Source organism: Sorangium sp. So ce363, assembly GCF_051520435.1.
Classification (GTDB): Bacteria; Myxococcota_A; Polyangia; order Polyangiales; family Polyangiaceae; genus Sorangium; species Sorangium cellulosum_B.
Map to the genome: position 1 here is coordinate 1,665,450 of NZ_CP150333.1, position 25,066 is coordinate 1,690,515.

At 72.4% G+C, this 25,066-nt stretch carries 15 protein-coding genes; 10 read left to right on the forward strand and 5 right to left on the reverse strand.

The window, feature by feature from the left end; genetic code table 11:
- The first annotated feature begins 599 nt into the window (after positions 1–599).
- The 4 genes from WMF12_RS06375 to WMF12_RS06390 all read left to right on the forward strand — a co-directional run bounded on the left by WMF12_RS06375 (position 600) and on the right by WMF12_RS06390 (position 4,302).
- A complete protein-coding gene (locus WMF12_RS06375) occupies positions 600–860 on the forward strand; it encodes a hypothetical protein (RefSeq protein ID WP_437868840.1) in 261 nt (86 codons plus the stop codon).
- Positions 861–908: 48 nt separating this feature from the next.
- Positions 909–1,511, forward strand: a complete 603-nt coding sequence (locus tag WMF12_RS06380; protein ID WP_437868844.1) for a hypothetical protein — start codon at positions 909–911, stop codon at positions 1,509–1,511.
- A gap of 2 nt (positions 1,512–1,513) precedes the next feature.
- The gene (locus WMF12_RS06385) at positions 1,514–3,667 is read left to right on the forward strand and encodes a heavy metal translocating P-type ATPase (protein WP_437868850.1); all 2,154 of its coding nucleotides are present in this window, start codon (positions 1,514–1,516) and stop codon (positions 3,665–3,667) included.
- Between the two features lie 65 nt (positions 3,668–3,732).
- Positions 3,733–4,302 carry a cytochrome C gene (locus tag WMF12_RS06390; protein WP_437868855.1) on the forward strand — a complete coding sequence of 190 codons (570 nt, stop codon included), beginning with the start codon at positions 3,733–3,735 and terminating at the stop codon, positions 4,300–4,302.
- A gap of 23 nt (positions 4,303–4,325) precedes the next feature.
- Here the strand turns inward: WMF12_RS06390 and WMF12_RS06395 are convergent, their stop codons facing one another.
- Complete coding sequence (locus tag WMF12_RS06395) at positions 4,326–9,410, reverse strand: sensor histidine kinase (RefSeq protein ID WP_437868872.1); 5,085 nt, start codon at positions 9,408–9,410, stop codon at positions 4,326–4,328.
- A gap of 419 nt (positions 9,411–9,829) precedes the next feature.
- Here WMF12_RS06395 and WMF12_RS06400 point away from each other — a divergent pair, with 419 nt between their 5' ends.
- The 4 genes from WMF12_RS06400 (at position 9,830) to WMF12_RS06415 (ending at position 16,191) form a co-directional block, all read left to right on the forward strand.
- Positions 9,830–10,951, forward strand: coding sequence for a serine/threonine-protein kinase (locus WMF12_RS06400; protein WP_437868877.1), 1,122 nt, complete (start codon positions 9,830–9,832; stop codon positions 10,949–10,951).
- Between the two features lie 197 nt (positions 10,952–11,148).
- Positions 11,149–12,264: a prephenate dehydrogenase/arogenate dehydrogenase family protein gene (locus WMF12_RS06405; RefSeq protein ID WP_437744731.1), complete on the forward strand. Its 1,116-nt coding sequence runs from the start codon at positions 11,149–11,151 to the stop codon at positions 12,262–12,264.
- A gap of 719 nt (positions 12,265–12,983) precedes the next feature.
- Positions 12,984–15,125, forward strand: coding sequence for a response regulator (locus tag WMF12_RS06410; protein WP_437868891.1), 2,142 nt, complete (start codon positions 12,984–12,986; stop codon positions 15,123–15,125).
- 736 nt (positions 15,126–15,861) lie between these two features.
- Entirely contained in the window at positions 15,862–16,191 is a 330-nt protein-coding gene (locus WMF12_RS06415; RefSeq protein WP_437868896.1) for a hypothetical protein, read from the forward strand.
- A 720-nt stretch (positions 16,192–16,911) separates the two neighbouring features.
- On the opposite strand, the gene WMF12_RS06420 is transcribed toward WMF12_RS06415, so the two are convergent.
- Positions 16,912–19,515 (reverse strand): GAF domain-containing protein, encoded by a 2,604-nt coding sequence (locus WMF12_RS06420; protein ID WP_437868907.1) that lies wholly within the window; start codon positions 19,513–19,515, stop codon positions 16,912–16,914.
- A 984-nt stretch (positions 19,516–20,499) separates the two neighbouring features.
- Between WMF12_RS06420 and WMF12_RS06425 the strand changes: the two genes are divergently transcribed.
- Positions 20,500–21,813, forward strand: coding sequence for a hypothetical protein (locus WMF12_RS06425; RefSeq protein WP_437868913.1), 1,314 nt, complete (start codon positions 20,500–20,502; stop codon positions 21,811–21,813).
- 82 nt (positions 21,814–21,895) lie between these two features.
- Here WMF12_RS06425 and WMF12_RS06430 read toward each other — a convergent pair whose 3' ends face one another.
- Entirely contained in the window at positions 21,896–22,381 is a 486-nt protein-coding gene (locus WMF12_RS06430) for a gluconokinase (RefSeq protein ID WP_437744737.1), read from the reverse strand.
- A gap of 99 nt (positions 22,382–22,480) precedes the next feature.
- Here WMF12_RS06430 and WMF12_RS06435 point away from each other — a divergent pair, with 99 nt between their 5' ends.
- A complete protein-coding gene (locus WMF12_RS06435) occupies positions 22,481–23,797 on the forward strand; it encodes a serpin family protein (RefSeq protein WP_437868933.1) in 1,317 nt (438 codons plus the stop codon).
- A gap of 100 nt (positions 23,798–23,897) precedes the next feature.
- Here the strand turns inward: WMF12_RS06435 and WMF12_RS06440 are convergent, their stop codons facing one another.
- Together WMF12_RS06440 and WMF12_RS06445 are read right to left on the reverse strand one after the other, a co-directional pair.
- On the reverse strand, positions 23,898–24,560 hold the full coding sequence (locus WMF12_RS06440) for a methyltransferase family protein (RefSeq protein WP_437868937.1): 663 nt from the start codon (positions 24,558–24,560) through the stop codon (positions 23,898–23,900).
- 177 nt (positions 24,561–24,737) lie between these two features.
- Positions 24,738–24,998 carry a SemiSWEET transporter gene (locus tag WMF12_RS06445; RefSeq protein ID WP_437744740.1) on the reverse strand — a complete coding sequence of 87 codons (261 nt, stop codon included), beginning with the start codon at positions 24,996–24,998 and terminating at the stop codon, positions 24,738–24,740.
- Positions 24,999–25,066 lie beyond the last annotated feature (68 nt).

The following is a 25,066-nucleotide window of genomic DNA, read 5'->3' on the forward strand; positions in this document are numbered from 1 at the left end:
GGCGCCCGCGCGCCCCGCCCCGCCCCGCCCCGGGGCGGCATGGCGCGGCGCCGCAAGAGGAGAAACGCGCGCTCGGCGCGCCTCGGACGCCCGCGCGGAACGCTCCCTCAGCACGCGAGTCAGGTGTCGACCGGACATGAAAAGCCCATGGCGATCGCGCGACTGCAGTGTTACAAATCACATGTGGGTGCTCCCACGGAAGCCGAAGACATAAGGGCTTTCGTTCGAGTCTTCCCTCTCGCACTCCCGGAACAGGCGCCGACGCCCCCGCGTCGACGCCCGTCCTGGTCGTGGCCGCGCGGCGCCGCGCGGCGCCAGCGCCCCGAACGGCTCAGGACCGAGTGAAATGGGCAGTGGGAGCACGGCGGGACAGCGGACATCGCCTGTCTCTATCTCTCCGTGTGCCCCGTGCCTGTGTGATCCAGATTCTCTGTCTTTCGGCGCGCGTCCGCGCGTCGTCAGCATCGCGCGCGTCCGCGCGTCGTCGGCATTCGGCGCGCCAAGGCGCGCCATCAGCGTTCGGCGCGCCAAGGCGCGCCATCAGCGTTCGGCGCGCCAAGGCGCGCCATGGGTCGTGGATTTCGAGGAGAGGAGTGGGGATGGAACGCCTCGGGCTCGGCATCATCATCGGGATAGGGCTCACCAGCTTGACGAGGATCACCCGTCCGACCGTCAAGAGGGCCATGAAGCTAGGCTTCGTCGCCGTGGACGCGATCAGGGGCGCGCTCGGCGAGGGCAGGGAAAGGCTCGCCGACCTCGTCGCCGAGGTGAGGGAGGAGATGGCGCGCCAGGAGCAGCGCGCCGGTTCGGGCGGCGCGCAGGGGTGGTCGCGCGCGGAGATGGATCCGCCCGGGAGCTGACGAGTGGAGTGTTCCGGTGACCCGGCCTCGCGGGCCGGGAGGTGAGCCATGCCGAGCGATCGAGGGGTCGTCATCATCCACTGGGTTCCAGGGCGCGTGCGCCTCGCCGTCCCCGCGCTGCGCAGGGACCCGGCGAGGGCGGAGGAGATCGCGGAGCTGGCGCGCGCCTGCCCCAGCGTCGTCGACGCGCGGGCGAGCGCGTGGGCGGGGAGCCTCACGGTCGAGCACGAGCCCGATGTCCCGCTGGAGGACGTCTTCTCCGAGCTCGCGCACATCCCCGAGCTCTCGGGTTGTAGCTGTCGCCCGATCGATGGGCTCACGCCCTCGCCCTGCGCGGCGCCCGCCGAGCCGCCGAGCCCGGGCCGGACGGCGCGCCTCGTCGTCCAGGCCGCGGACAGGCTGAACGCGGCGTCGCAGGTCGTCCCGCCGCCGCAGGTCGACCTCAAGCTCCTGGTCCCGGCGCTCCTCGTCGGGTCCGGGATGCTCCAGGTGCTGATGCGGCGCTCCCCGGCCATGCCCCACTGGATCACCCTGGTGAAGTACGGGGTCGACTTCTTCGTGGTGCTGAACCACGGCCGTATCCAGAGCTTCTTCGCGGGCGCGAGCGCGGGCGCGGGCGCGGGCGCACCCACCGGCGGCGAGGCGGGGTGACGATGGCCGCGCTCCTGTCGACCGCGACCGAGCCGGTCTCGGTGGTCCATGCGATCCCGGGCAGGGTCCGCCTGCTGCTCCCGCGCCTCGGGAAGGACGCGGCCTTCGGCCCGCTGCTCGAGGCGGGGCTCACCGCCGTGCCCGGGGTCCTGTCCGTGCGCATCGCCGAGGGCGCGTCGAGCGCCGTCGTCGAGCACGACCCGCGGCACGTCGACCTCGACGCCATCGTGCGCGCCGCCGCCTCGGCCTCCGCCGCGCCGGCCCCGCGGGGGGCGCTGCGCGCCGCGCGCGCCGTCCGGGAGGCGCGCCGCGCGGCCGCCCTCGCGAAGCGCCCGCTCTACCTGTCGAGCGTCGGCATGGTCCTCTCGCTCGGCAGCTTCGTCTCGCCGCTGCTCGCGTACCCGTTCATCGCCGCGACGTCCGCGCCCATCCTCAAGAGGGCCTGGGACTCGGTGGTGCGGGACCGCAAGCTCAACGTCGACCTGCTCGACAGCCTGGCGATCGCGTCGGCCGTGGCGACCGGGAACGCCATCAACGCGGCCGGCATCATCTGGCTGGTCACGCTCGGCGACCACATCCGCGATCTCACCCAGGCGCGCGCCCGGCGCGCGATCAGCGGCCTGCTCGAGTACCAGCAGGACCTCGCGTGGGTGGTCCGCGGCGACGCGAAGGTGCAGATCCCGGTGGCCGAGCTCGCCGCCGGAGACGTCCTCGTCGTCTACACCGGCTCGGTCATCCCGGTCGACGGGACGGTCACGGACGGCGAGGGGCTCGTCGATCAGCAGACGCTGACCGGCGAGTCGATGCCCGTGCTCAAGGGCCCCGGCGATCGCTGCTTCGCGGCGACCGTCATCAAGGACGGCAAGCTGTACATCCGCGCCGAGCGGGTCGGCGGCGACACGACCGCCGCGAGCACGGCGCGGCTCATCGAGAACGCGCCCGCGCTGGAGACGCGCGCGCAGAACTACGCCGAGCTCGTGGCGAACCGGCTCGTCCCGCCGGCCCTCGTCTGCTCGGCGGTCGTGCTCGCCGCGACCAGGGACCTCGGCCGCGTGTCCGCGATCCTGACGATCGACTTCGGCACCGGCCCGCGGGTCTCGGCCCCGACGACGGTGCTCGCGTCGATGAACGCCGCGGCGCGGCGTGGGATCCTCATCAAGGGCGGCGCCTACATCGAGAAGCTCGCGAAGGTGTCGACCGTGGTGTTCGACAAGACGGGTACGCTGACCTCCGGCATCCCCGAGGTGACGGACCTCCTCGTCCACGACGCCCTGTCCGACCGCGAGGCGGCGACCCTCGCCGCCGCGGTGTCCGCGCGGCAGACCCACCCCGTATCGCAGGCCGTGCTCCGGCTCGCCGAGGCGTGGTGCCTGACGATCCCGGACCGGGAGGAGTCCCGCTACCTCGTCGGCCGGGGCGTGCAGGCCAGGGTCTTCGGCAAGGTCGTGCAGCTCGGCAGCCCCCGCTTCCTCGACGAGCTCGGCGTCGCCTGCCGCGCCGAGCCCGGCGCCAGGAAGGCGCTCGAGGCGGCGGCGAAATCGCTCCTCTTCCTCGCCGTCGACGGCCGGCACGTCGCCACGCTCGCCTGCCGCGACGCCATCCGGGCCGAGAGCCGCGCGACGATCCGCAGCCTGCGCGCGCGCGGGATCGAGGATATCGTCATGCTGACGGGCGACAGCCGCGAGGTGGCCAGGCAGGTCGCGCTCGAGCTCGGCATCACCCGGTACTTCGCGGAGATGCTGCCCGAGGACAAGGCGGAGATCACGCGCCGGCTGACGCAGGAGGGCCGCACGGTCGCGGTCGTCGGGGACGGCATCAACGACTCCCCGGCGCTGTCGTACGCCGACATCGGCATCAGCGTGTCCGCGGGCGCCGAGATCGCCCGGGAGACGGCGGGCGTCGTCCTCGTGGAGGACGACCTGTCGAAGCTCGTCGAGGCGATCGACATCTCGCGCGCCGCGATGCGCCTCATCCACCAGAACTTCTCGATGATCCTCGCCGTGAACGCGGTCGCGTACGCGCTGTCGATCCCCGGGCTCCTCAACCCGGTCGCGGCGACGCTCATGAACAACGGCTCCGCGGTCCTCGCCTGCGTGAACGGACTCCGTCCGCTCATGGCGGCGCCGCGCAGGAAGGCCCGCGCCGGCGGCCCCTAGCGCGCTCGTCCGCGCGCCGCGCCGCAGCCCGGCACGCGCGCTGCACGAGGGATGGAATGGTTGGAATGCAGAGCGAGACGCGCGCCGGATCGAGATCGTCCGCCGCGGACCGGGCGCGCCCGGCGCGCCGGGCTGTGCAGTGGCTGCCCGGCGCGGCGCTCCTGGTGTTGATCGGCTGTGCAGCCGTGGCACGGGCGCCTGCCTCGCCGCACGTAGCGGCGGGGAGCCCGGAGGAGGCCGGCCGGTACCTGATCCTCGTGGGCGGGTGCAACGACTGCCATACGCCCGGCTGGGACAGATCGGGCGGCAGGCTCCCGACCTCGGAGTGGCTGACGGGCAGCGACGTCGGCTACCGAGGTCCGTGGGGGACGAGCTACGCGGCGAACCTCCGGATCTCCGCCCAGAACCTCAGCGAGGAGGCCTGGGTGCGAATGTTCCGCGAGGCCGCCGGCCGGCCGCCGATGCCATGGCTCAACTACGTGACCCTGCACGAGCGCGACCTCGTCGCGATGTACCGCTTCATCCGGAGCCTCGGTGAGAAGGGCGTCCCCGCGCCCCGCGCGGTATCGCCGGAGGAGGAGCCTGCGACGCCGTACATCCTCATGGTCCCGCAGCAGCCGAAGAGCAGGCCGTAGTCGCCGGCTCGCGTCGGCTCGCGTCAGGCGTGCAGGCCGCCGAGCGTCGCCGACGCGGCGTGGCTCGCCGCCGGCCGCTCGCAGGGCAGCTCCACCGTGAACCGCGCCCCCTCGTCCGGCCGGCTGACGACGCGCACCGCGCCGCCGAGCGCCTCGACGATGCTCTTCACGACGTGGAGCCCGAGCCCGAGCCCGCCGAAATGGCGGCTCGACACCGCGCGCTCGAACCGGTCGAACACGTGCGGGAGCCGCCCCGCCGGGATCCCGATGCCCTGATCCTGCACCACGAGCTCTGCCGTGCCGTCCTTCCGCGCGACCGAGACGTCGATCGGCTTGCCCCCGCCGAACTTGAGGGCGTTGTCGAGCAGGTTCGAGACCACCTGCTCCAGCCTGCTCCTGTCCCACGATCCCACGACGGACGGCTCGGCGCGCACGCTCACGGACGAGCCGGACTGCGCGATGCGCTCGGTGAGCCGCTCCAGGACGTCGTCCACGACCTCCGCGAGATCGACCGGCTCGACGTGCAGCTCCAGCCGGCCGGTGTGGAGCTGCGACACGTCCAGCACGTCGTCGATCAGCCGGACGAGCCGGTGCACCTGCCGATCCATCCTTTGCAGGGCGCGCGCGAGGCGCTCGTCGGACGCGTGGTCTCCCCGGCGGAGCAGCGCCTGGAGGCCGAGGCGCAGGGAGGTGACGGGCGTCCTGAGCTCGTGCGACGCGACGCTGAGGAACTCGTCGCGGATGCGCACCGCGTGCTGCGCCTCGCGGTAGAGGCGGGCGTTCTCGAGGGCGATCGCGATCTGGTCGGAGAGGAGCTCCAGCACGTGGACGCGAGCGCGCGTGAAGGCGTACGTGGTGAGGTTGTTCTCGAGGTACACCACCCCGAGCCGCGCCTCGTTCCGCTGGATGGGCAGGACCAGGACCGACCGCGAGCCGCCCTCGGCGAAGTGACGATCGCGGTCGCGCTCCGGCGCGCTGTCCGCGTCGTCGAGCACGACGATCTCGCCCGCGCCGTGCGCGCGCTCGACGATCCGCCGGGGTACCTCGCACGACCGGGAGAGCGGCGTGCGCTCGATGGAGACCGGGGTGGCCACGGACCCCTGGGCCCGCACGAAGAGCTCCCCCTCTTCCTCGAGCACGAGCGCCCCGCACTGCGCGCCGGCCGCCTCCAGGCAGACGCCCAGGAGCTTCTCGAGCAGCCGATCGAGCACGATCTCGCTCGAGAGGGTCTCGGCGGCCTTGAGCAGGCTGAGCGCGTCGAGGGCGACCGCCGGCAGGCGCTCCTCGGCGAGCTCGGGCTCGTCGCCGGACCCGCCGAGCCCGAACTCCTCCGCGAGCGCGCGGGCCTTCTCCGAGGCCCCCCAGCGGGCGAACCCCTGGCGCGCGGCGCGCAGGTACATGGCCGCGATCCGCGCCCGCCCGAGCCCGTGGTAGAAGCGCCCAGCCAGCTCGTTGCCGAGCGCCGCGATGTGGACGAACCCCCCGCGCGCCGCCGCCTCGACCGCCTCGTCGTACAGCGCTCCGGCGAGCTCGAACCTGCGCTCGACGCGGGCGATCTCCGCGTCGACGAGGAGGCGCCGCGGGCGGAAGTTCTCCGCGCAGCCCGACTCCCACCCTCGCAGGAGGCGCTGCAGGTCCGCCGCGCGCGCGAGCAGCGTGGCCCTCTCCCGCTCGTCGGCCTCATCGCACCGCCACAGCAGCGTGAGCGCGGCGTACAGCGTGTACTGGCACCCTGGGATGTAGCCGCCGAGGAAGTGAATGGACGGGGCCGCCGCGTCGGCGTGCGCGGTGGCCTGGGCCAGGTCCCGGAACAGGTACGAGGCCTGGAGGCGCAGGATGTGATACACGCACTTCGCTGGCGGTTCCCGCTGCACCGCTTCGAGGAAGGCCCGCTCGTCGAACTCGGCGTCTTCGGGCGCGTTCCGGCCCTTCGTCAGCCCCTTGAGGCATCGGATCATCTGCCGGTAGGAGAGCTGGTAGAAGAGCGTCGACTTGTTGCCGGTCTGCTGGCTGAACGCGAACCCGTCGTTCAGGTCGACGAGCACGAGATCGAGCTCCACCCCTCCGGCGAACGAGTGCCCCATGAGCCCGGTGCGCGCGTAAGACGAGAAGCGGAGCTCGCCGGACGACAGGCCCAGGGCGATGATCTCGCGGAACGGCTCCCCGCCCGAGGCGAGCGGCGCGATCCACGGGTGAACGAACTCGTTGTACATGTACCGGGCGATCGTCTCCTGGGCGCGATCCTCGAACCTCCGCGCGAGCTCCACGGCGAGCTGGCCGAAGCCCTGGGCGCTCGAGAGGTCGCCCTCGGCCGCCAGGAGCATCGCGTGCCCTGCGTAGGAGAGGATCGACTCGCGCGCGTTGCCGTGCTCCAGCGCGAAGCGGACGCCGAGGGAGGTGAGGAGCACGAGCTGCTTCCGGTCCGCGAACCAGGCGGGGGCCACCATCTCGGCGAGGAGCCTCATGCGGGCCCGCTCTTCCGGGCTGGTCACGCGGGGGAGATCGACGAGCGACTCGGGCGAGCGCTCCGCGAGGTGGCTGGCGATGGCCCGCCGCTGGGCCGTGATCTCCGCGTCGAGATCCGCCGCCGACAGCTCGACCCCGAAGTGCGCGCGCAGCGCGTCGCGCCCCCAGCCGAGCGCCAGATCGTGCTCGCCGGTGATCGTCGCGCTCATGATCCGGAGCGCCTCCAGGTCGACCTTCTCCGGGATCGACGCCGCGTGGCGGAGCCCCTCCTCCACGAGCGCGCGGGCCGTCGCGTGTTGATCGGTCAGCGCGGCGCACTCCGCCGCGTCGCGGTGGAGCGAGAACCAGAGCTCGTAACGCGAGCGGAACGCGCCGTCCGGCAGCAGGCGGAGGCCGCTGCGGAAGTAGGCGAGCGCCGGGCCGAAGGCCGCGGCGCGGCGCGCCTTCACGCCGGCGCGGTGGTTGAGCTCGGCGAGGCGGTCCCGCTGCGCCGCGTCGAGCAGCGCGGCGCCGAGGTTCAGCTGGTCCGCGGCGTCGAACAGCGCCGCGTCCGTCCCGTTGGTGCAGGTGGCCTCGAGGAAGCGGCCGATCTCCAGGTGCAGCTGCATCCGCAGCTGCTCCGGCCCGAGCTCGTAGGCCGTCTGCTGGACCCGGTCGTGGACGAACCGGATCGCGAGCCCCGCCTCGCGCTCGCACGTGCCGTCGGGCACGACGAGCCCCTCGCGGAGCGGCTGGACGAGCGATGCGGTCGTCTCGTCGACGGATCGGCCGAGCACCGCCGCGATGAGCCTGAGCTCCGCGCGCCTGCCGATGCACGCGGCGACCTGCAGGAGCTCCTGCGCCGCTTCGGGCAGCCTGCGGACGGACTCCGACATCAGCTGGACCACGTTGTCGGTGACCCCGACCCGCTCGATCCGGCCGAGATCCCACGTCCATGTCGAGCGGAGCGCGTCGAAGAGGAGCAGGCCTTTCTCCTGGAGCGACCGGAGGAGCTGGCGGATGAAGAAGGGGTTGCCCGCCGTCTTGGCGAGGAAGAGCTCTGCGAGAGGGCGCGCCCTCTCCGGTTCGCAGCGGAGCGCCTCGGCGAGCATCGCGACGACCGCCTCGACGCCGAGCGGGCCGAGCGAGAGGTGCGTCATCGGGGGGACCTGCGCGCCCCGGATCTCCTCGATGGTCTGGTGGAGCGGGTGCGCGGCGCCGACTTCCCTCGATCGGTACGCGCCGAGCAGGAGCACGTGCTTGCTGCCCGGATCCGCGGCGAGGGCGCGGAGGACGCGGAGCGACGCGGAGTCCGTCCACTGGAGGTCGTCGAGGAAGATCGCGAGCGGCGGCCGCTGGCTGGCCACCGCGCGCACGAAGTCCTGGATCGCGAGCAGGAAGCGGTTCTCCGCGCGCATCGGATCCGCGGCTGACAGCGCTGGCGCGTCCCCGAGGAGCTCGGTGAGCTCCGGGCAGAGCTCGCCGAGGGCGCGGCTCCGCTCGCTGACCGCCTCCCTGAGCTGCGCGCGGCTCTCCTCCGGCTCGGCGCGCAGCGCGGCAGCGAGGGCGCGGAGCGCCTCTGCCAGGGACGCATAGGGGACGTTCGCCGCGCGCAGGTCGAACTTGCCCTCGATGAACCGCCCGCCCCGCTCGGCGACGGCGGCCTGAAGCGCCTCGACGAGGGCGGTCTTCCCGACGCCAGCCTCCCCGGTCACCAGCACGAGCTCCGTCCCGCCGTTCGACACGCGGGCGAGCGCGCCGCGCAGCGCGGCGAGCTCGCGCTCGCGGTCGATCAGGCGCTCGGGCAGCGGGAGGCGCCGCGCGAGATCCATGCGGCCGAGCTCGAACGGCGCGATGGTGCCTGCGGCGCGCCATCGCCTCTGCGCATCGTCGAGGTCCTGGGCGAGGCACTCGGCGCTCTGGTATCGCAGATCCGGCATCTTCGCGAGGAGCCGCTGCACCAGCTCGGAGAGGGCCGCCGGGACACTCGGGATCACGACGTGTGCGGGCACGGGGCTCCTCGCCATGTGGGCGTGCACGAGCGCGAGCGGATCGGGGTCCTTGAAGGGCGGCGCGCCGGTGAGCATGGCGTAGAAGGTCGCTCCCAGCGCGTACAGATCCGAGCGCGCGTCGATGAACCAGCAGGTGCGCCCCAGCTGCTCGGGGGACAGGAAGGGGAGCGCGTCGAGCTTCTCGAGCTCCACGGCGCGGGGCACGCTCGTCAGCTCGGCCGCGTCCGAGAAATGGACCAGGGTGACCTGCCCGTCCTCGCCGAGGACCACGCGGCCTGGGGCGATCGCGCGGTGGACGACGCCGCTCCCGTGGATGCGCGCGCACGTCTCCGCGAGCGCGATGGCGACGTCGAAGAACGCGTCCAGCGCGAGCGGCCCTCGGGCGAGCCGCCGCTCGAGGTCCTCGGGGCCTGCGTCCTCGAGGAGCAGCGCCGGCATGCTCTCCGGGCCCTCCAGCGCGAGCGGCCGCACGACCCCCGGCACGTCGAGCCGGCGCAGGAAGGCGTGCTCGCGCAGCAGGAGGGCCGCCGCGCCCGGGGCTGGATGACGCCCCCGAACGGTTTTCTGCACGACCTTCCTCCCGGCAAGCCTCTGTCTGCGGAGCAGAAATCGGCTGCAGCGGTGGACCTCAGTCGCTTCCGCCCGAGTCATACGCGTTCCCCCTCGCGCGTTGCCGCGAGAATATAAAGCAGGATGTGTGCTGGTGCGAGCCGGGAAGTCCCGGGTCTCGTGATTTGGGAGAGACGTCGGGTTGTGCGCTTCGCGCCATCGCGCGGCGGCTCCGCCCACTTCACTCCTCTCGGCACGACGACGCGCGCTGCGCGGCCTCACCCGCGTCGCGAGGGCGCCCCTCCAGCGGTCATTTGCCAGGCCGTCGGGCCGCGCGGGCAAGGGGTGAAACGGGCGGGGGTGAGATGGGCAGGCGTGAAAGGGGCAGCGCGGCGCTGGCCTCGAGCTCCGGCGACGACCGGCGACCGCCAATCCGGCGAGCGAAGGTGCTAGGATGAAGCTGCGCATGTACGGGGGGCGGGCGGCTGCCCCCGCGCCGATGCGCGCTGCGGGGAGCTTTGATGAACGCACCTGTCGTCGCAGGGGACGTGATCGCCGAGAAGTACCGGGTCGACAGGATCTCGGGCAGCGGCGAGCTCGGGACGGTGGCCTTCGCGAGCCACCTCGTGCTTCCGCAGCGGGTCGCGATCGAGCTCCTGCTCGCCGACGGCAGCCCGGAGCGCGTGGAGCGCTCGCTCCGGGAGGCGCGCGCGGCGGTGGCGCTCAAGGGGGAGCACGTCGCGCGGGTGCTCGACGTCGGCCAGCTCGCCTCGGGGGTCGCGTACATCGTCACGGAGCACCTCGACGGGCAGGACCTCGCCGAGCTGCTCCGCGGCCGCGGCCGGATCGAGCTCTCGGAGGCCATCGACTGGGTGCTGCAGGCCTGCGTGGCGGTGGCCGAGGCGCACGCCGCGGGGATCGTGCACCGCGACCTCGAGCCGGCGCGCCTGTTCCTCGCGACGACCCCCGGCGGCGCGACGCTCCTCAAGGTGCTCGGCTTCGGCGCGTCCAGGGAGCTGCCCGGCGCGAGCGACGGCGGCGCGCCGGCGCAGACGCGGGAGGAGCTCGGCGCGCCGCTCTACATGTCGCCGGAGCGGATGCGATCCTCGGTCGCCGTCGACGCCCGCGCCGATGTCTGGTCGCTCGGCGCGATCCTGTACCGGCTCCTGACCGGACGGCCGCCGTTCGAGGCGAGCTCGCTCGCCGATCTCGCGCCGCGCATCGCGAGCGCGGCGCCGGCGCTCCCGAGCGCGCTGCGGTCCGACATCCCCCCTGCCATCGACCGCGTGCTCCTCTGCTGCCTCGAGAAGGACCCGGCGCGGCGGCCCACGAGCGTGGCCGAGCTGGCGATCGCGCTCGCCCCTCACGCGTCGGCGGAGGGCCAGGATCACGTGGAGCGGGCCGCGCGGCTCCTCGGCGCGACGCTCCCGCCGCGCCCCCGCGCCTCGCTCCCGACGATCGGGCTCGGGCTCAGCGCGAGGCCCCGTCCGCCCGAGAGCGCCGGACCGAGCTCGGAGGCGGGCCCGGTGACCCAGCGGTACGGCGCGCAGGACACGGGGCGCAACAGGGCGCGCATCGCGCTGATCGCCGCCGTCGCGTCGCTGCTCGCGATCCTCGGCGTGGCCGCGACGCAGCTCAGGTGAGCCGGCGCCGGCCGAGCCGCCGCGGGCGCAGGAGCGCCGCCTCCGGCCCTCGCCGGAGGGGCATCGTCGCCGCGAGCGCGGCAGGCGTGGAGAAGCCGGAGAGCCGTCCTGTCTCCCACGGACGCGGTCGCAGATCCTCGCGGCTATGCCGAGAAAACGTGACATCCGCGTAGACCGGCTGTCGTAGTATCCGCCGCATGCCGCATTCTCTCCCGCATTCCGGGGGCGGTCTCGCTCCGCCCGTGCGCATCGGCAAGGTCGCATTCCTCGGGTATGGCCGCTTCGGTGCGGCGCTCGGGTCGTTGCTCCACGATGCGGGGATCTCGGTGCGCGCGTTCGACCCTTCCGCGGAGATCCGCGGCGCCGCGCGGGCCGCCTCGCTCCCGGAGCTCGTGGACGGCGCGGATCTCGTCATCGTCGCCGTCCCGGTGCCGGCGGTGCGCGAGGCCCTCCTGTCGCTGCGGCCGCACCTTGCGCCGGGGCAGCTGGTGGCCGACGTGGGCAGCGTGAAGAGCGTGCCGGCGAGCGCCATGGCCGAGGTGCTCGGCGAAGGCCGGCCCTGGGTGGCGACGCACCCGCTGTTCGGTCCGGCGAGCCTCGCTCGCGGCGAGCGCCCGCTGCGCGTCGTCGTCTGTCCGAACCCTGCGCACCCGGACGCGGTGCGCCGCGTCATCGCGCTGTTCGAGCGGATCGGCTGTCAGGTGCTGGAGCAGGCGCCGGAGGAGCACGACCGCGTCATGGCCTTCACGCACGCGCTCGCGTTCTTCATCGCGAAGGGCATGATGGACGCGGGCGTACCCGCCGGCGCGCCCTACGCGCCGCCCTCGTTTCAGGGCATCGCGCACACGATCGAGACGGTGCGCGTGGACGCGGGGCACCTGTTCGCCGCGCTGCACCGCGAGAACCCCTTCGCGGGCGAGGCGCGCCGCCGCCTCATCGACGCGCTCGTCGCCGTCGATCGAAGCCTCGACGTCCCGACCAAGGACGCCGCGCCCGAGGTCCTCGCCGCGCTCGCGATCCCCGATCTCGGCGCGCTCTCTCCCGAGCTCCGCGAGACGCGGGAGCTCATCGACGACCTGGATCTGGAGCTCGTCGGCCTGCTCGCGCGGAGGGCCGAGCTCGTCCAGCGCGCCGGGCGCGCCAAGGCCACGATCGGGGCGGCGGTCCGGGATCCGGTGCGCGAGGCGCGGCTGATGGAGTCGCGCCGCCGCTGCGCCGTCGAGCTCGGCCTCGACCCCGACGGCGTCGCCGAGGTCTTCGAGGTGATCCTCCGGCACTCGCGCTCGCTCCAGGAGCGGCGCTCCGCCGTCTAGCGCGCGGCGCAGGCGACGGGCTCCTCACCACCGAAACACGAGGCACACCGAGCGCGTCGAGCGGGTATCGACAGAGGGTCAGGAGAGCGTCGATGCATCGCTGTCCACGCCACTTGCGTCGGTTTTTTTCGTGTTCTCTCCGATTCTCGCGCTGCTCTCATGGCCTCTTCGAGGGGGAGCCTCGGTGGCGCACGAATTCCTCTTTCCACCCTGGCGTGCTCCGGTGTAGGGTCTGCGTGCGGGGATCATGCACCGGCGTCAGGCGCCCCCTTGTGGATACTGCAGGCGAGACCTGGGTCGCAGGTAAGACAGCGCCTCGATTACGATACGAGCTCGTCGGCGCAGCGCAGCGCACGGGAGGGGCTGGATGGATCTGCGGAGCGGCCATGCCGGGCGGGTCGAGCGTTCCGGGGCTGAGCGTGGCCGGCGTGCGCTCCGCGCGCCGGCGCACCCGCGCAGGGCCGCCTCCGGGAAGGCCCTCCGGCGCCCGGGGGGGCGCTCCGGCAGGCGGGCGGGCGCGCTCACCCTCCGCCGCGGGCGCGCGCTGCGTCGCTGCGGCGACGTGGTTTCCCCGAGCCTCCTCGCACGGAGCGCTGGAGCGGGCTGGAGCGGACGCGGCAGACGCCGCCCGAAAGCGGTGGACACCGCCCCATTCCTGAGGATGCTGCGAGGCTGGCCGCGGCGCTGACAACGGAGCAAGGGGGGCAAGGAGACGCGGGATGAGGGCAGAAGTAGGCAGAGTCAACATCCTGATCGTTGACGACAGGCCTGAGCAGCTCCTCTCCCTGGAGGCAGTCCTCGCGCCGCTCGGCGAGAACATCGTCAAGGCGGCGTCCGGGAGGGAAGCGCTTCGCCATCTCCTTCAGGAGGAGTTCGCGGTCATCCTCCTCGACATCAAGATGCCTGAGATAGATGGGTTCGAGACGGCGACGCTCATCCGCAAGCGGCGGAGCACGCTGCACACGCCGATCATCTTCCTGACGGCGCACACCGAGCGCGTCTATGTCGAGCGCAGCTATTCGCTCGGGGCGGTCGATTACATCATGACCCCGTTCGCCCCCGAGGTCCTCCGCACCAAGGTGTCAGTCTTCGTCGATCTCTTCAAGAAGACACAGAAGATCAAGCTCCAGGCGGAGTCGCTGCGCGCGCACGCGGAGCAGCTCCAGCGGCTCAACCGCGCCGCGCTCACGATCAACTCGGCCCTGTCGCTCGACGCCATGGTCGCGGCGATCACGGAGGCGGCCCGCGACGTCGGCGGCGCCCATCAGGCGATGACCCTCGTGAAGCTGGAGCGGCCCGGTGAGCGGGCGCGGACCGCGGTGTCGCTCTCGGAGCGGTACACGACGTTCCAGAAGGAGGCGCCTCCCCCCATCGCCGGCAAGCTGTGCGCGCTCGTCTGCGCCAGGAACAGGCCTCTCCGGCTGACCCAGCGAGAGCTCTCGCTGCACCCGGAGTGGCTGGACAACGGCGGGCAGAGGCCGCCGCCGCGGGGGTACCTCGCGGCGCCCCTCACCGCCGCCGACGGCCAGAACATCGGGACCATCCAGCTCTCGGATCGGAACGACGGCGAGTTCTCCGACGACGACGAGACCGTCCTCGTGCAGCTCGCGCAGCTCGCTTCCATCGCCATCCAGAACTGCGTGCACGCGGAGGCGCGCGAGGCGAACCGCATGAAGGACGAGTTCCTCGCCACGCTCTCCCACGAGCTGCGCAGCCCGCTGAACGCGATTCTCGGCTGGACGCACCTCCTGCGGTCCGAGCCGTTCGATGAGCAGCGGGTGTCCCACGGGCTCGAGGTGATCGAGCGCAACGTGGCCGCGCAGACGAAGCTCATCGAGGATCTCCTCGACGTCTCGCGGGTCACGACGGGCAAGCTGAGCATCAGCGCCGCGCCGATGGCGCTCGCGCCCGTCGTGGAGACCGCCATCGACGCGATCCGCCCCGCCGCCGAGGCAAAGGGCCTCACGATCGACGTCTCGCTCGACCCGGACATCGAGGTGAACGGCGACGCGGATCGGCTGCAGCAGGTCGTCTCGAACCTCACGTCCAACGCGCTCAAGTTCACGCGTCCCGGGGACCATATCCTCGTCTCCCTCCGGCGGGCCGGCGCGACGGCGGAGCTCACGGTGCGCGACACGGGGGAGGGGATCGCGCCGGATTTCCTCCCGCTCGTCTTCGAGCGCTTTCGCCAGGCCGACAGCACGAGCCGCAGGACGCACGCGGGCCTCGGCATCGGGCTGTCCCTTGTGCGCCAACTCGTCGAGATCCACGGCGGCTCGGTCGTTGCCGACAGCCCTGGGTTGCACAAGGGGTCCACGTTCGTGGTCCGGCTCCCGCTCCTCGGGGTCGAGCGCAGCTCGCTCCCGGCGCTCATGAGGGAGGGGAGGTCGCGCTCGCTCGCTTGCTCGGAGTCCGCGTCCAACCTCGGCGGGCTCCGCGTCCTGCTCGTCGAGGACGACGCGGACGCCAGGGAGCTCCTTCAGGAGGTGCTGTCGCAGCACCACGCCGAGGTGACGGCCGTGGCTTCGGCCCACGAGGCGCTCGCGGCGTTCTGCGCGGATCTCCCGCACGTGCTCGTGAGCGATATTGCCATGCCGGGCGAGGACGGCTACGAGCTCATCCGCGCCATCCGCCAGCGCCCGCCGCAGGCCGGCGGTGATCTGCCCGCGCTGGCCCTGACGGCCTATGCTCGCAAGGAAGACCAGAAGCGCGCGCTCGAAGCCGGCTTCCACATGCACGCCACGAAGCCGATCGAGCCCGCCGCCCTCGTGGCCGCCGTGGCCAGCCTCGCGGCCCGGGCCCGCGCAGGCGACCTCCCCTGCGCCCGGGAGCGAGGGTCGAGCGAGGAGATCAACCCGTGAAGATCGCGCGGAGACGAGGGACCGCGGGCGCTCCATAGCGGCGCGCCTCCGCGTTCTCTGTCGCTCGCACATCCAACCTGAGCTCGCCCGCTACCTTGCCCGACCCGCCGGCGATATCGGGTCTCTCCCCAGCGTGCCTGCGCTCATGAGCAGGGACGAGGACCATGGCCGATGAGCATTGGGCCTGAGACTTGCAATTCATGACGCGAACGTGTCCTCATGACCAGACCGGGAGCCGACCCATCGGGGGCCAGACGAGGCGCGTCCGCGCTGCAGTCGGGCTCTGTTCGCGTGTTGCGCGGCGCCGGCGCCGCTCCTCCAGGTCGCTCACGCGAGGAGGCTTTGGCTCATGGGGCCCTCACCTCTGGAGGTCAATCCGTTATGGCGGATGAGCTGTCAGGCACAGTCGCTCTTCACGCGTCATGTTCGCCTGCGCCGATGTAGGCGAATGTGCTTGACCGGTGGGCGCTCACGGGGGGGGCACCCACATGCAACGATGATGCAGTGAGACAAAAAGCTTGCGTAATCCAGTATGGTGGCCTATCGTCCACCATAACGGAATCACCACGGAGTTGACACCGGCCCATCGAACGCAGCGTGCTCATAGCGCTTTTTAGGGCGCACATTTTGCGCGAATTTGCGTGGATTGAGTCGCTTGGCGGTGTGGAGCGGTGATCGGCGCGGGGTTCTGCCGAGTCATTCTTTGGGGGGGACAACCCAACGGAGAGAACGAACCATGAACGCTTCGAAGAGCATCTTTGCAAGCGCGCTGCTGCTAGGCGCGACCATGATGATGATCGGCGCCGGATGCGGCGATGACGAGGGGACCACCACCTCCTCCTCCACGACGACGAGCTCGGCGACGACGGGCACGGGCGGCGAAGGCGGCGCCGGTGGCGAGGGTGGCGCGGGCGAGGGCGGCGGCACCGGCGGCGAGGGTGGCGCGGGCGAGGGCGGCGGCACCGGCGGCGCGGGTGGCGAGGGTGGCGCGGGCGAGGGCGGCGGCACCGGTGGCGCGGGCGGCGCGGGCGGCGCCGGCGGCGCGGGCGGCGCGGGCGGCGCCTGAGACGAGCGCGTCGATAGCGGCCATCCCCCGCCGAGCCCGCGGTACGGCGGGCGGGGGATAGGCTGTGGAGCGCCACTCATCACCTCCCGTCCCCATGCGCCTTCGCGGCTGCATGGGTCGGTTGGCTTTGTTCGGCGCTCTATCGCGATGTGCAGGTTCGTGGGATGCTAGCTCGACCGCCAGGACAGCGCGTTAGGCGTGCGAACGTGCGCTGAAGCGAGCCGAACGACGCGGATGAGCCCGTAGCGCACGAAGTTGCGCCGCGCTGTAGGCTCGGGAATCACGGGCAGGCTGGGAGACGGCAGGTGCTTTGTGTCTTCCCTTCCGTCCCGTGGTGTCCCGAGCATTTTGATTTCAGAACATGTGCCTGTCAGCGCCGGCCTCGAGGGCTGTGTGCAGGACAGCGTCTGCGCTGCTGCCGCGCGCTCTACCGCGCTGCCACGTGTCTTTCGCGCTGTGGCGTATCTTGTTCGCACGACTGCGTTCCCCTTCGCGCTTGCACGCATCTCGGACGGAGCCATGGCGCGCGGACGCGCCCACGCTATGCATGTTTTGCGGCCCCTCTGGTGCCGGCGTCATGGATTTTCCAGAGGGGATGTCCCCTCCGCGATGTGAGCTTTGCCCACGGCGCCCCGCGAAGCCTCGCTGAAGCTCTCTCCTTCCTGGCGGGGAATCCTGTCGGGCGGGATGGACCCCCGGACGCACCCCGCTGTAGCGGGGCTAGCGCGCCTCGTTGCAGCGCCGAAGCTCGCTCGTGGGGCTAGCGTCGCGGTTGCACGCGCGGAGCTCCTCGGTGAGGCGAGCGACCTCGTCGACGAGGGCCTCGTTGCAGCGACGGAGCTCGCGCGAGGTGCTCTGCGCGTCGCGGTGGCGCAACGCGTTGTGCACGGCCACCGCCGCCTGCGATGCGAGGAGGCCGCAGAGCTCGACCTGGCCGGCGCGGAACGCGCCAGCGGTCGCGCCGTTCTCCGCGTAGAGCACGCCGGTGAGGCGGCCCTGATGCGTCATGGCGAGGCACAGGATCGATCGAAGGCCGCCCTCGAGCAGGTAAGGGTCGTCCGCGAACCGCTCGTCCATGGCCGCGCTGGTGAGGGCGATCGGCTGCTGTGTCTGGGCGACGTGCTGGACGACGCTCGCGGCGAGATCGGCGGTGGACTCGAGCGGCGTCGCAGGTCCGAGGCGGACCCCTCCGCGGTCGCCGTCGAGCTCGGCCTCGATGGTCAGCGCGCCGTCGCGCGCGAGGAGCAGCACCGCGCGCTGCGCCCCCGCGCTCTCGCTCAGGGCCCGGAGGAGCCGCTCGAAGAGGCGCTCCAGGACGAGCTCCCCGCAGATCGCGCGCGAGACGCGGAGGAGGGCGAACGCGTCGAGCGACGTGGGGCGCTCCGTGCTCGCCGGGAGCGCAGACTCCGGCGGACGGCTCTGCTGCCCGACGAGCGCGGCGCGCGCCACGAGGTGCGGGTACTTTCGCGACAGCTGTCGCGCTTTGGCCTGCGCGCCCCACCTCAGATAGCCCTCGTGGGCGTCGGCCATGTAGACGTGGGCGATCCTCTCCCTGCCGCTCGCCAGGTGGAACTTCGCGCAGAGCTCGCTGGCGAGCGCCTCGTCCCGGACGAAACCGTTCACCTTCGCCGACTCGATCGCCTGATCGTAGAGCTTCATCGCCGCGAGCTCCTCGCCGGCGGCGCGCGCGGACTCCGCGCGGAGGAGGAGGTGCTTGTGACGGTAGTTGTCCGGGCACCGCTCGGCCCACTCCGAGAACCGATCCCGGTAGCTCGCCACCGAGACGGTGGTCAGCTGCCGGCCGCGCGCCAGCGCGGGCGAGAGCAGCGTCAGGCAGGTGTAGAAGAACACCTCGGTCGCGAGGTGATCGTCGACGCCGCCCTGCATCCTCGCCTCGGCCAGCGAGCCCATCCGCAGCGCCCCCTCGTAGTCCTCGTTGAGGAAGCAGATCTGCTGCCGCAGCGCGTAGTGGACGCGCGCGGCGGCGCCGTGCGCCGGCGCCGAGAGCTTCGCTTCATCCCCTGCGTCGTCGAGATCGCCGTGGCTGGGCGGGCGTGACGCGCCGGCGCGCGTCGCGTCCATCAGGTCGTCGAGCGCGCGGCGCACCCCGGTCAGCGCGAGGGCGGCGAGCTCCTCCCGCGCGCGCCGCACCAGCGAGAGGAACCCGTCGACCTCGGCCCGCACCGCCTCGCACTCGTCGCCGAGCCCGAATCGAACGAGCGCGGTGTGGACGCACGCCTGGGACAGGTAGGTGAGATCGCCCGTCCTGTGCCCCGCCTCGAGCGCGGCCTGGAAGAGATCGAGGCTGGAAAGGAGGTGATCGGTGAAGACGCTGACGTGGGCTCCGAGCACGACGCGCAGCCGGCAGGAGAGCTCGGGCTGTCCGGACCGCTCGTTCATCTCGAGCGCGAGCTGGCCGAGCTCGTAGGCCTCGTCGTAGCGGCGGAGCACCCGCGCGGCGACCCAGGCGTAGGCCATGAAGCCGTACGGGGAAACTCCGCCGTGGCCGCGCTCCAGCGACAGGTTGACCTGCCTGGCCGCGATGAACGTGCAGAGCGGCGGGTTCACCGTCGCGGCGGGGAGCATGAGGGCCATGAGGAGCCGGAGCGCCGCGCGGGTCCGGGCGTCCGACGCCTCGGGCTCGTCGAGCAGATCCTTGAGCCGGCGCGTGCCGAGCGCGGCGCGCGCGGCCGCGAGCTCGGCGTCTGCCGCCGCCTTCCGCCCCGGCCCGTCCTCGGGGAGGGGGACGCCGAGCATCGCGAGGGCCGTCTTTCCGAGCGCCACCGCCTCGTCGAGCCGGCCCTGGGTTGTGTACACGGCGATGCGCAGCTCGTGCGCCCTGGCCCGCTCGAGATCCGAGCGCGCCTCCGCCGCGAGCACGTCGAGCAGCGCCTCCGCGCGATCGAGCCGGCCGCCGAGGTGCGCGCACTCGGCCGCCTCCGCGTGCAGCGAGAAGGCGATCTCGTGGTCTCGCTTGAAGCTCCCGTCTGGCAGCGCCGCGATCCCGGCCTCGAAGAGATCGGCGGCCGCCGGGGTCGCGCCCCGCTCCCTCGCCTTGCGGCCCGCGGCGAGGTTCATCGCGGCGAGCGCCGCCCGCTCGCGCGGCTCGACGATCAAGGGCGCGCCGAGGTTCAGGTGGTGCGCGGCCTCGAAGAGCGCCTCGTCCGAGCGCTCGCGCTGCGATCGCGCCTCGGCCATGCGCCCAAGGCGCAGGTGGACCGCGCGCCGCTCCGCGTCAGGGAGGGCGGCGTAGGCGTCGATGTCGACCTTCAGCACCTGCGCACGCGCGGTGCGCTCGTCAGCGGGCTTGCAGAGCAACTTCATCGCCATCTCCGAGGCGATCGCGGGGGGCGCCGGCGGCGAGGGCGGGGCTGGCGCGGGGGGCCGCGCAGTCGCGCCTTCGCTCGCAGGGAGCTCCGTCGTGATCGTAGATGGGTAGGGGGTCATGGAGCGGCCGGCGCCCGCGGTCGCGGGCTCCTCCAGCGGGAATACGTCCGCCGGAGTCGTGTGACAGCATCCTACCTTAAGTGGGCGTGGGTGCGCTACGGTGGTAGGCGCCCGTCTTCTCGGCCTGCCCGCGCGGCCGGCCACCCGGGGAGCCGGGGGAGGGCGGCCTCGGGGTCCGCGCGAGCGCCCCGCCCGCGGCTCGCGGCTCCCGGCTCCCGACGCCCGCCCCGGCGTCAGGGCCGCCCCGGCGTCAGGGCCTTGCGCGCGAGCAACCCGCCCCATCGCCTGCGCCTCGCCGGGCCAGGCGGCGTTCAAGATGCCAGTCGCCCGCGCCTCGACGGCAGCGGCGAGCGACTCGGCCAGATCTCGACCATCGATGATCTGGATCCGGAACAGGCGGTGTCCAGCGCGAGAGATGCCCTATCCATCTCTGTCGACGCGCGCCTCCCAGTGCGTGAGTCGATCGAGCGCGCGACCGGGGTCGAATGGCCGGTGCGCCCGGGAGCGACGGTGTGAAGAGGACATGAAGCGGCGCTGAACGAACGCATCCTCCTGCCCCGGATGAGCCCGCATCCAGCGAGAAAAGTTTGGATTTTTCAACTTCGCGAGAAGCTTGAAAGGCGCGGGCCATGGTCCGCATCCTGCAGTGTTTCCAGTGTGCCCGCGTCGAGGCGGGAGAGGAGATGCAGTATGTGGTCTGTCTTGAGAGCACGGAGCGCCCTCTGCGGCGTCATCTGCTGTGGCGCCGGGTGTATGTCCTCGGAGGCTGCGGACATTGTGGCGGAGGGCGAACCGGGAGGCGACAGCGGCGGTGCGGCGCGGGCGAACGCGGAGCACGCCTCGCCTCCCGGGATGTGCGAGATGGGGGCAGTCGATCCCGGAGGCGTGTGTCTGGGTGCCGCGGTCGCACCCGGCGGGCGGTTGGCCGGCGCGGCCGGGCTCGGCGACGGCGAGCGGGCCGAGCGGGCGTGCCGGCAGAGATCGTTCAGCCGGCAGTATCCTGGCAAGGGCGCGACGCTGCGCGGCTTCACGATCGACGGCGCCGGCCGCGCGCTGCTCGCCGGCTCCTTCGAAGGGGAGCTGACCTTCGGCAGCACCCGGCTGCGGAGCGCGGGCGCGACGGACGCCTTCGTGGCCGAGCTCGACGCGTGCGGCGCTCCGCTCTGGAGCAAGCAGTTCGGCGACGGCACGGCGCAGAGCGCCATCGACGTGGCCGCGAGCGGCGGGGGTCAGTCGCTCGTGCTCGGCGATTTCTCCGGCACGGTCCGCTTCGGCGCCCACCGGCTCACGGCGGCGTCGCCCTCGGGCGCGGACCTGTTCCTCGCGAAGCTCGGCCCGCGCGGCGCGGCGAGCTGGGCGGCGCAGATCTCCGCGGAGGAGGACGCGATCCTGAGCGGTACGGCGCTCGCCGCCGATGGCCGCGGCGGCGCGCTCGTGCTCGGCAGGCTGGAGGGGGCCGCGAAGGTCGCCGGCGCGCGGATCGAGCGGCGGGCCATCGGCGCCTTCGTCGTCCGGCTCGACGCCTCGGGTCGCTTCGCGTGGGTCAGCCTGCCGCCGAGCGGCTCCGACAGCGACGAGATCGGCATCGAGGTCGATCGCGACGGGAACGCGATCCTCGCGAGCCAGGACGGGCGGGGCACGGCGACGTTCGTGACCAAGCTGGACCGGAACGGAGAGCTCGTGTGGCACAAGCGGTTCCGTGGCTCGTCGGATCAGCTCGAGGAGGCGTACGACCTCGCCGTGGATCCAGAAGGCGCCGCGCTGCTCTCCGGCAGCGGCGTCTTCGGCGAGCCCGATCTGCCGGGCGGCCCGCGGCCGTTCGTCGCCAAGATCGGCCCGGATGGCCGTGTGATCTGGGTGAAGCGCTTCGACGCGCGGAGCCCCCGCCGCATCACGGCGAGCGGCGAGCGCGTGGTGCTTGCCGGCGATGCGCTGTGCGAGTCGGCGGATGAGCCGGCGTCGTGCAGCGCGTGGGCGGCCGGGCTCAGCTCCAGCGGAGAGGAGCAGTGGACCCGGCGCATCGGCGCGGACGTCCACGTCTCCGGGCTGGAGATGGACCCGTGGGAGAGCCCGATGCTGGCCGGGTCCTTCCACGGCACGATGGCGCTCGGGGGCGAACGCCTCTCCAGCGACCAGGGCGCGCTCTTCCTGACCCGCTTGCCGGACCCGGGCTGACCGCGCGGGGGCGCTCGGGTTCTCCCGGAGAGATCGCCTGGAAAGCGCCCGGCGTCGGCAGACGGCGCGGCGCGGGCCCGGCTCACACGCCGAGCGCGCGGCGGACGGCGGCGACGATCTCCTCGGGGGTGCCGCCGACGTCGACGCGGATCGCGTCCTCGGGCGGCTCCAGCGCGGCGAGCTGCGTCGACAGGAGGCCGGGGGGCATGAAGTGATCCTTGCGCGCCGAGAGGCGCGCGGCGATCAGCGCTGGATCGCCGGTCAGGTGCACGAGGCGCATCCGCGCGGGGTCGACGAGCAGCTGCGCGCGGTGCGCCGCCTTGAGCGCCGAGCAGGCGATCACGGCGCCGCGCCCCTCGCCGAGGAGCTGGCGGATGCGCGCGGTGAGCGCCGCGATCCACGGCGCGCGATCCCGATCGTCGAGCGGCTTGCCGGCGCGCATCTTCTCGATGTTGGCGGCGGGGTGGAAATCGTCGGCGTCGACGAGCTCCCATCCGAGCTCGCGCGCAAGGCGCGCTCCGACCGTCGTCTTCCCGGCGCCGCTCACGCCCATCACGAGCACGATCACGGGCGCCGCGCCTCTCCGAGGGCTGTCTCTCGCGCTCTTCGCATGGTGGGAGCCATCCTATCATGGGCGGTTCGGCACGCCCCCTGCTGCGCCGGGCGCATGCGTAGGCCTCTGATCCCTGTGGTCCTGTTGCCATTTTCCCTGCTCTGCGCCGGTTGCTCCGCTGCCGGCGCCGAGCCGGAGCCGCGGCCCTCGCCGTCCGGGTGCGCCGATCCGGGCACCGCGGGCTGCGTCGTCGCCTCGGACAGGCAACGGGCCCGCGCGCCTCGGGTGCCGGAGGCCGACGCCAGGGAGCTCGCCCTCGGCAACACGGCGTTCGCGCTCGAGCTCTACCGCCGGATCGGCGCCGCGCCGGGCAACCTCTTCTGTTCGCCGTACAGCGTGTCGAGCGCGCTGGCGATGACAACCGCCGGCGCGCGCGGGGAAACGGCGGAGCAGATGGCGCGCGCGCTGCGCTTCACGCTGCCGCAAGCGCGGCTCCACCCGGCGTTCAACGCGCTCGATCTGGCGCTCGCGCGCCGCGGCGAGGGCGCCGAGGGGCAGGACGGCAAGGGGTTCCGGCTCCACGTGGCCAACGCGATCTGGGGGCAGGTCGGCTCCGCGTTCGTGCCGTCGTTCCTCGACGTGCTGGCGGAGAGCTACGGGGCCGGGCTGCACGTCGTCGACTTCGTCCAGGCGCCCGACGAGGCGCGGAAGATCATCAATGGCTGGGTGGCCGAGCGCACCGAGGACCGCATCAAGGACATCCTGCCTGAAGGCGCCCTCGGGCCCTCGACCCGGCTCGTGCTGACGAACGCCATCTACTTCAACGCTGCCTGGCAGTTTCCGTTCGAGGAGGAGGAGACGACTCCGGGGAGCTTCACGCTGGCGGACGGCTCCACGGTGTCCGTTCCGATGATGACCAACCACGCGCAGGTCCGCTATGGCGAGGGCGACGGCTACGAGGCGCTGGAGCTGCCCTACGACGGCGGCGAGCTGTCGATGGTGCTCGTGCTCCCGTCGGAGCTCGGGGGCTTCGAGGCGGGGCTCGATCGGGAGCGGCTGGAGGGCGTCCTCGCCTCCCTCGGGTCGCGGAGCGTCACGATGGCGCTGCCGCGGTTCAAGATCGCCTCGACCCTGGATCTCGCCCCGCCGCTCGAGGATCTGGGGATGCCCGCCGCCTTCTCCGATCGCGCGGATTTCTCGGGGATCGACGGCCAGGGCGGCCTGTTCATCACCGATGTGCTCCACGAAGCGTTCGTCTCCGTGAACGAGGCGGGCACCGAGGCGGCGGCGGCGACGGCGGTGGTGATCAGCGAGACGTCGGCGCCCGAGCCCGCCACCATCCGCTTCGATCGCCCGTTCCTCTTCGTCATCCGCGATCGCGCGACGAGCGCGATCCTGTTCGTCGGCCGCGTGGCCGACCCGTCCAGGTAAGAGCGCCGGGTCCGGACGAGCGAGGCATCCTGCGACAGGCGTTGCATCCTGTCCCATGGCGCCGCGTGCCCGCCTCTATTGAGGAGGGCGCGCGCCCTCCTCAATAGAGGCGGGGGACGAGCCGCGCGGACGTCCGGCGCGCGTAGTCGTCGTATTCCGGAAAGGTGTCGCGCAGCACGCGCTCCTCGTATCCCATGCGGATGACCTGCAGGATCATCTCGACCGTGTAGATCAGGACCGCGGCGATGGACGGATAGATCAAGATGATCCCCGTCCCCTGGATCAGGGTGGCGAGATAGACCGGGTGGCGCACGAGCCGGTAGGGGCCATTGGTGATGAGGCGTCGCGCCTCGGGCATGACGCTGAACGACTTGCCCAGCCACCCGATGCTGACCACGGCGAGCGCCATTCCACCGATGATGAACAGCGTGCCAACCACCTGACGGCCGGGCATCGGCGGGGCCTTGGGCAGCCACGCGATGCTCGCCGGCAGCAGGCCGGCGGCGAGCGCGGTGATGCGAGGTACGATGCCGCTCAGCTTGCGTACAGGGCGGAGGCGAACGAGCGTGAACGCCGCGACGAGCAGCAGGTAGGCCTCGGTGGCCACGAGCGAGGCCACCGTCGTCCCGTACGTGAGCCCCCTGGGCCCGCTCCAGAGAAACAGGTGAGCATAGAGTTCGCGCCCGACGAACAGGGCGTTATAGAGCATGAGGACGGCGAGCGGCAGCCGCATCGCGAGGTCGTAGAGCACCGCGCCATTCATTGTATCACCCCTTACTTCGCATCGTGAGAGGGGGCGCGAGCGAGGTCAAGCCAGCGGGGCTTTCGCCGCGTCGGATCCATCATCCATCCACCGCGGGCGCAGCGCGCTTCGACGGCGGCGGGGCCGCGGGACGATCGAGGTCTGTCGGAGACAGCGCCCGCGGGGGAGAAGGAGAGTTCAGCCGTATCGGAGCTTGAGGAGGAACACGGCGCCCGAGAGCACGAGGGTGACCGCGTTCGCGACGACGATGGGCACGTCCTGCGTGAGCAGGCCGTAAACGAGCCACAGGCCCACGCCGGTGACGAACGCCGCGTACATGCCGACGGAGATCGAGCGTGTGTCGCGCGTGCGCAGGGTGCGCAGCACCTGTGGAAGAAAGGAGATCGTGGTGAGGGTCGCCGCGACGAGCCCGAGCGTGGTCACTGCTGCTGGCGTCATCTGTTCTGTCGTATCCCTTCGGTTCGCCCGAGGTGCATAGGGGAGGCGTATCCGGAGAGACAGGGAGA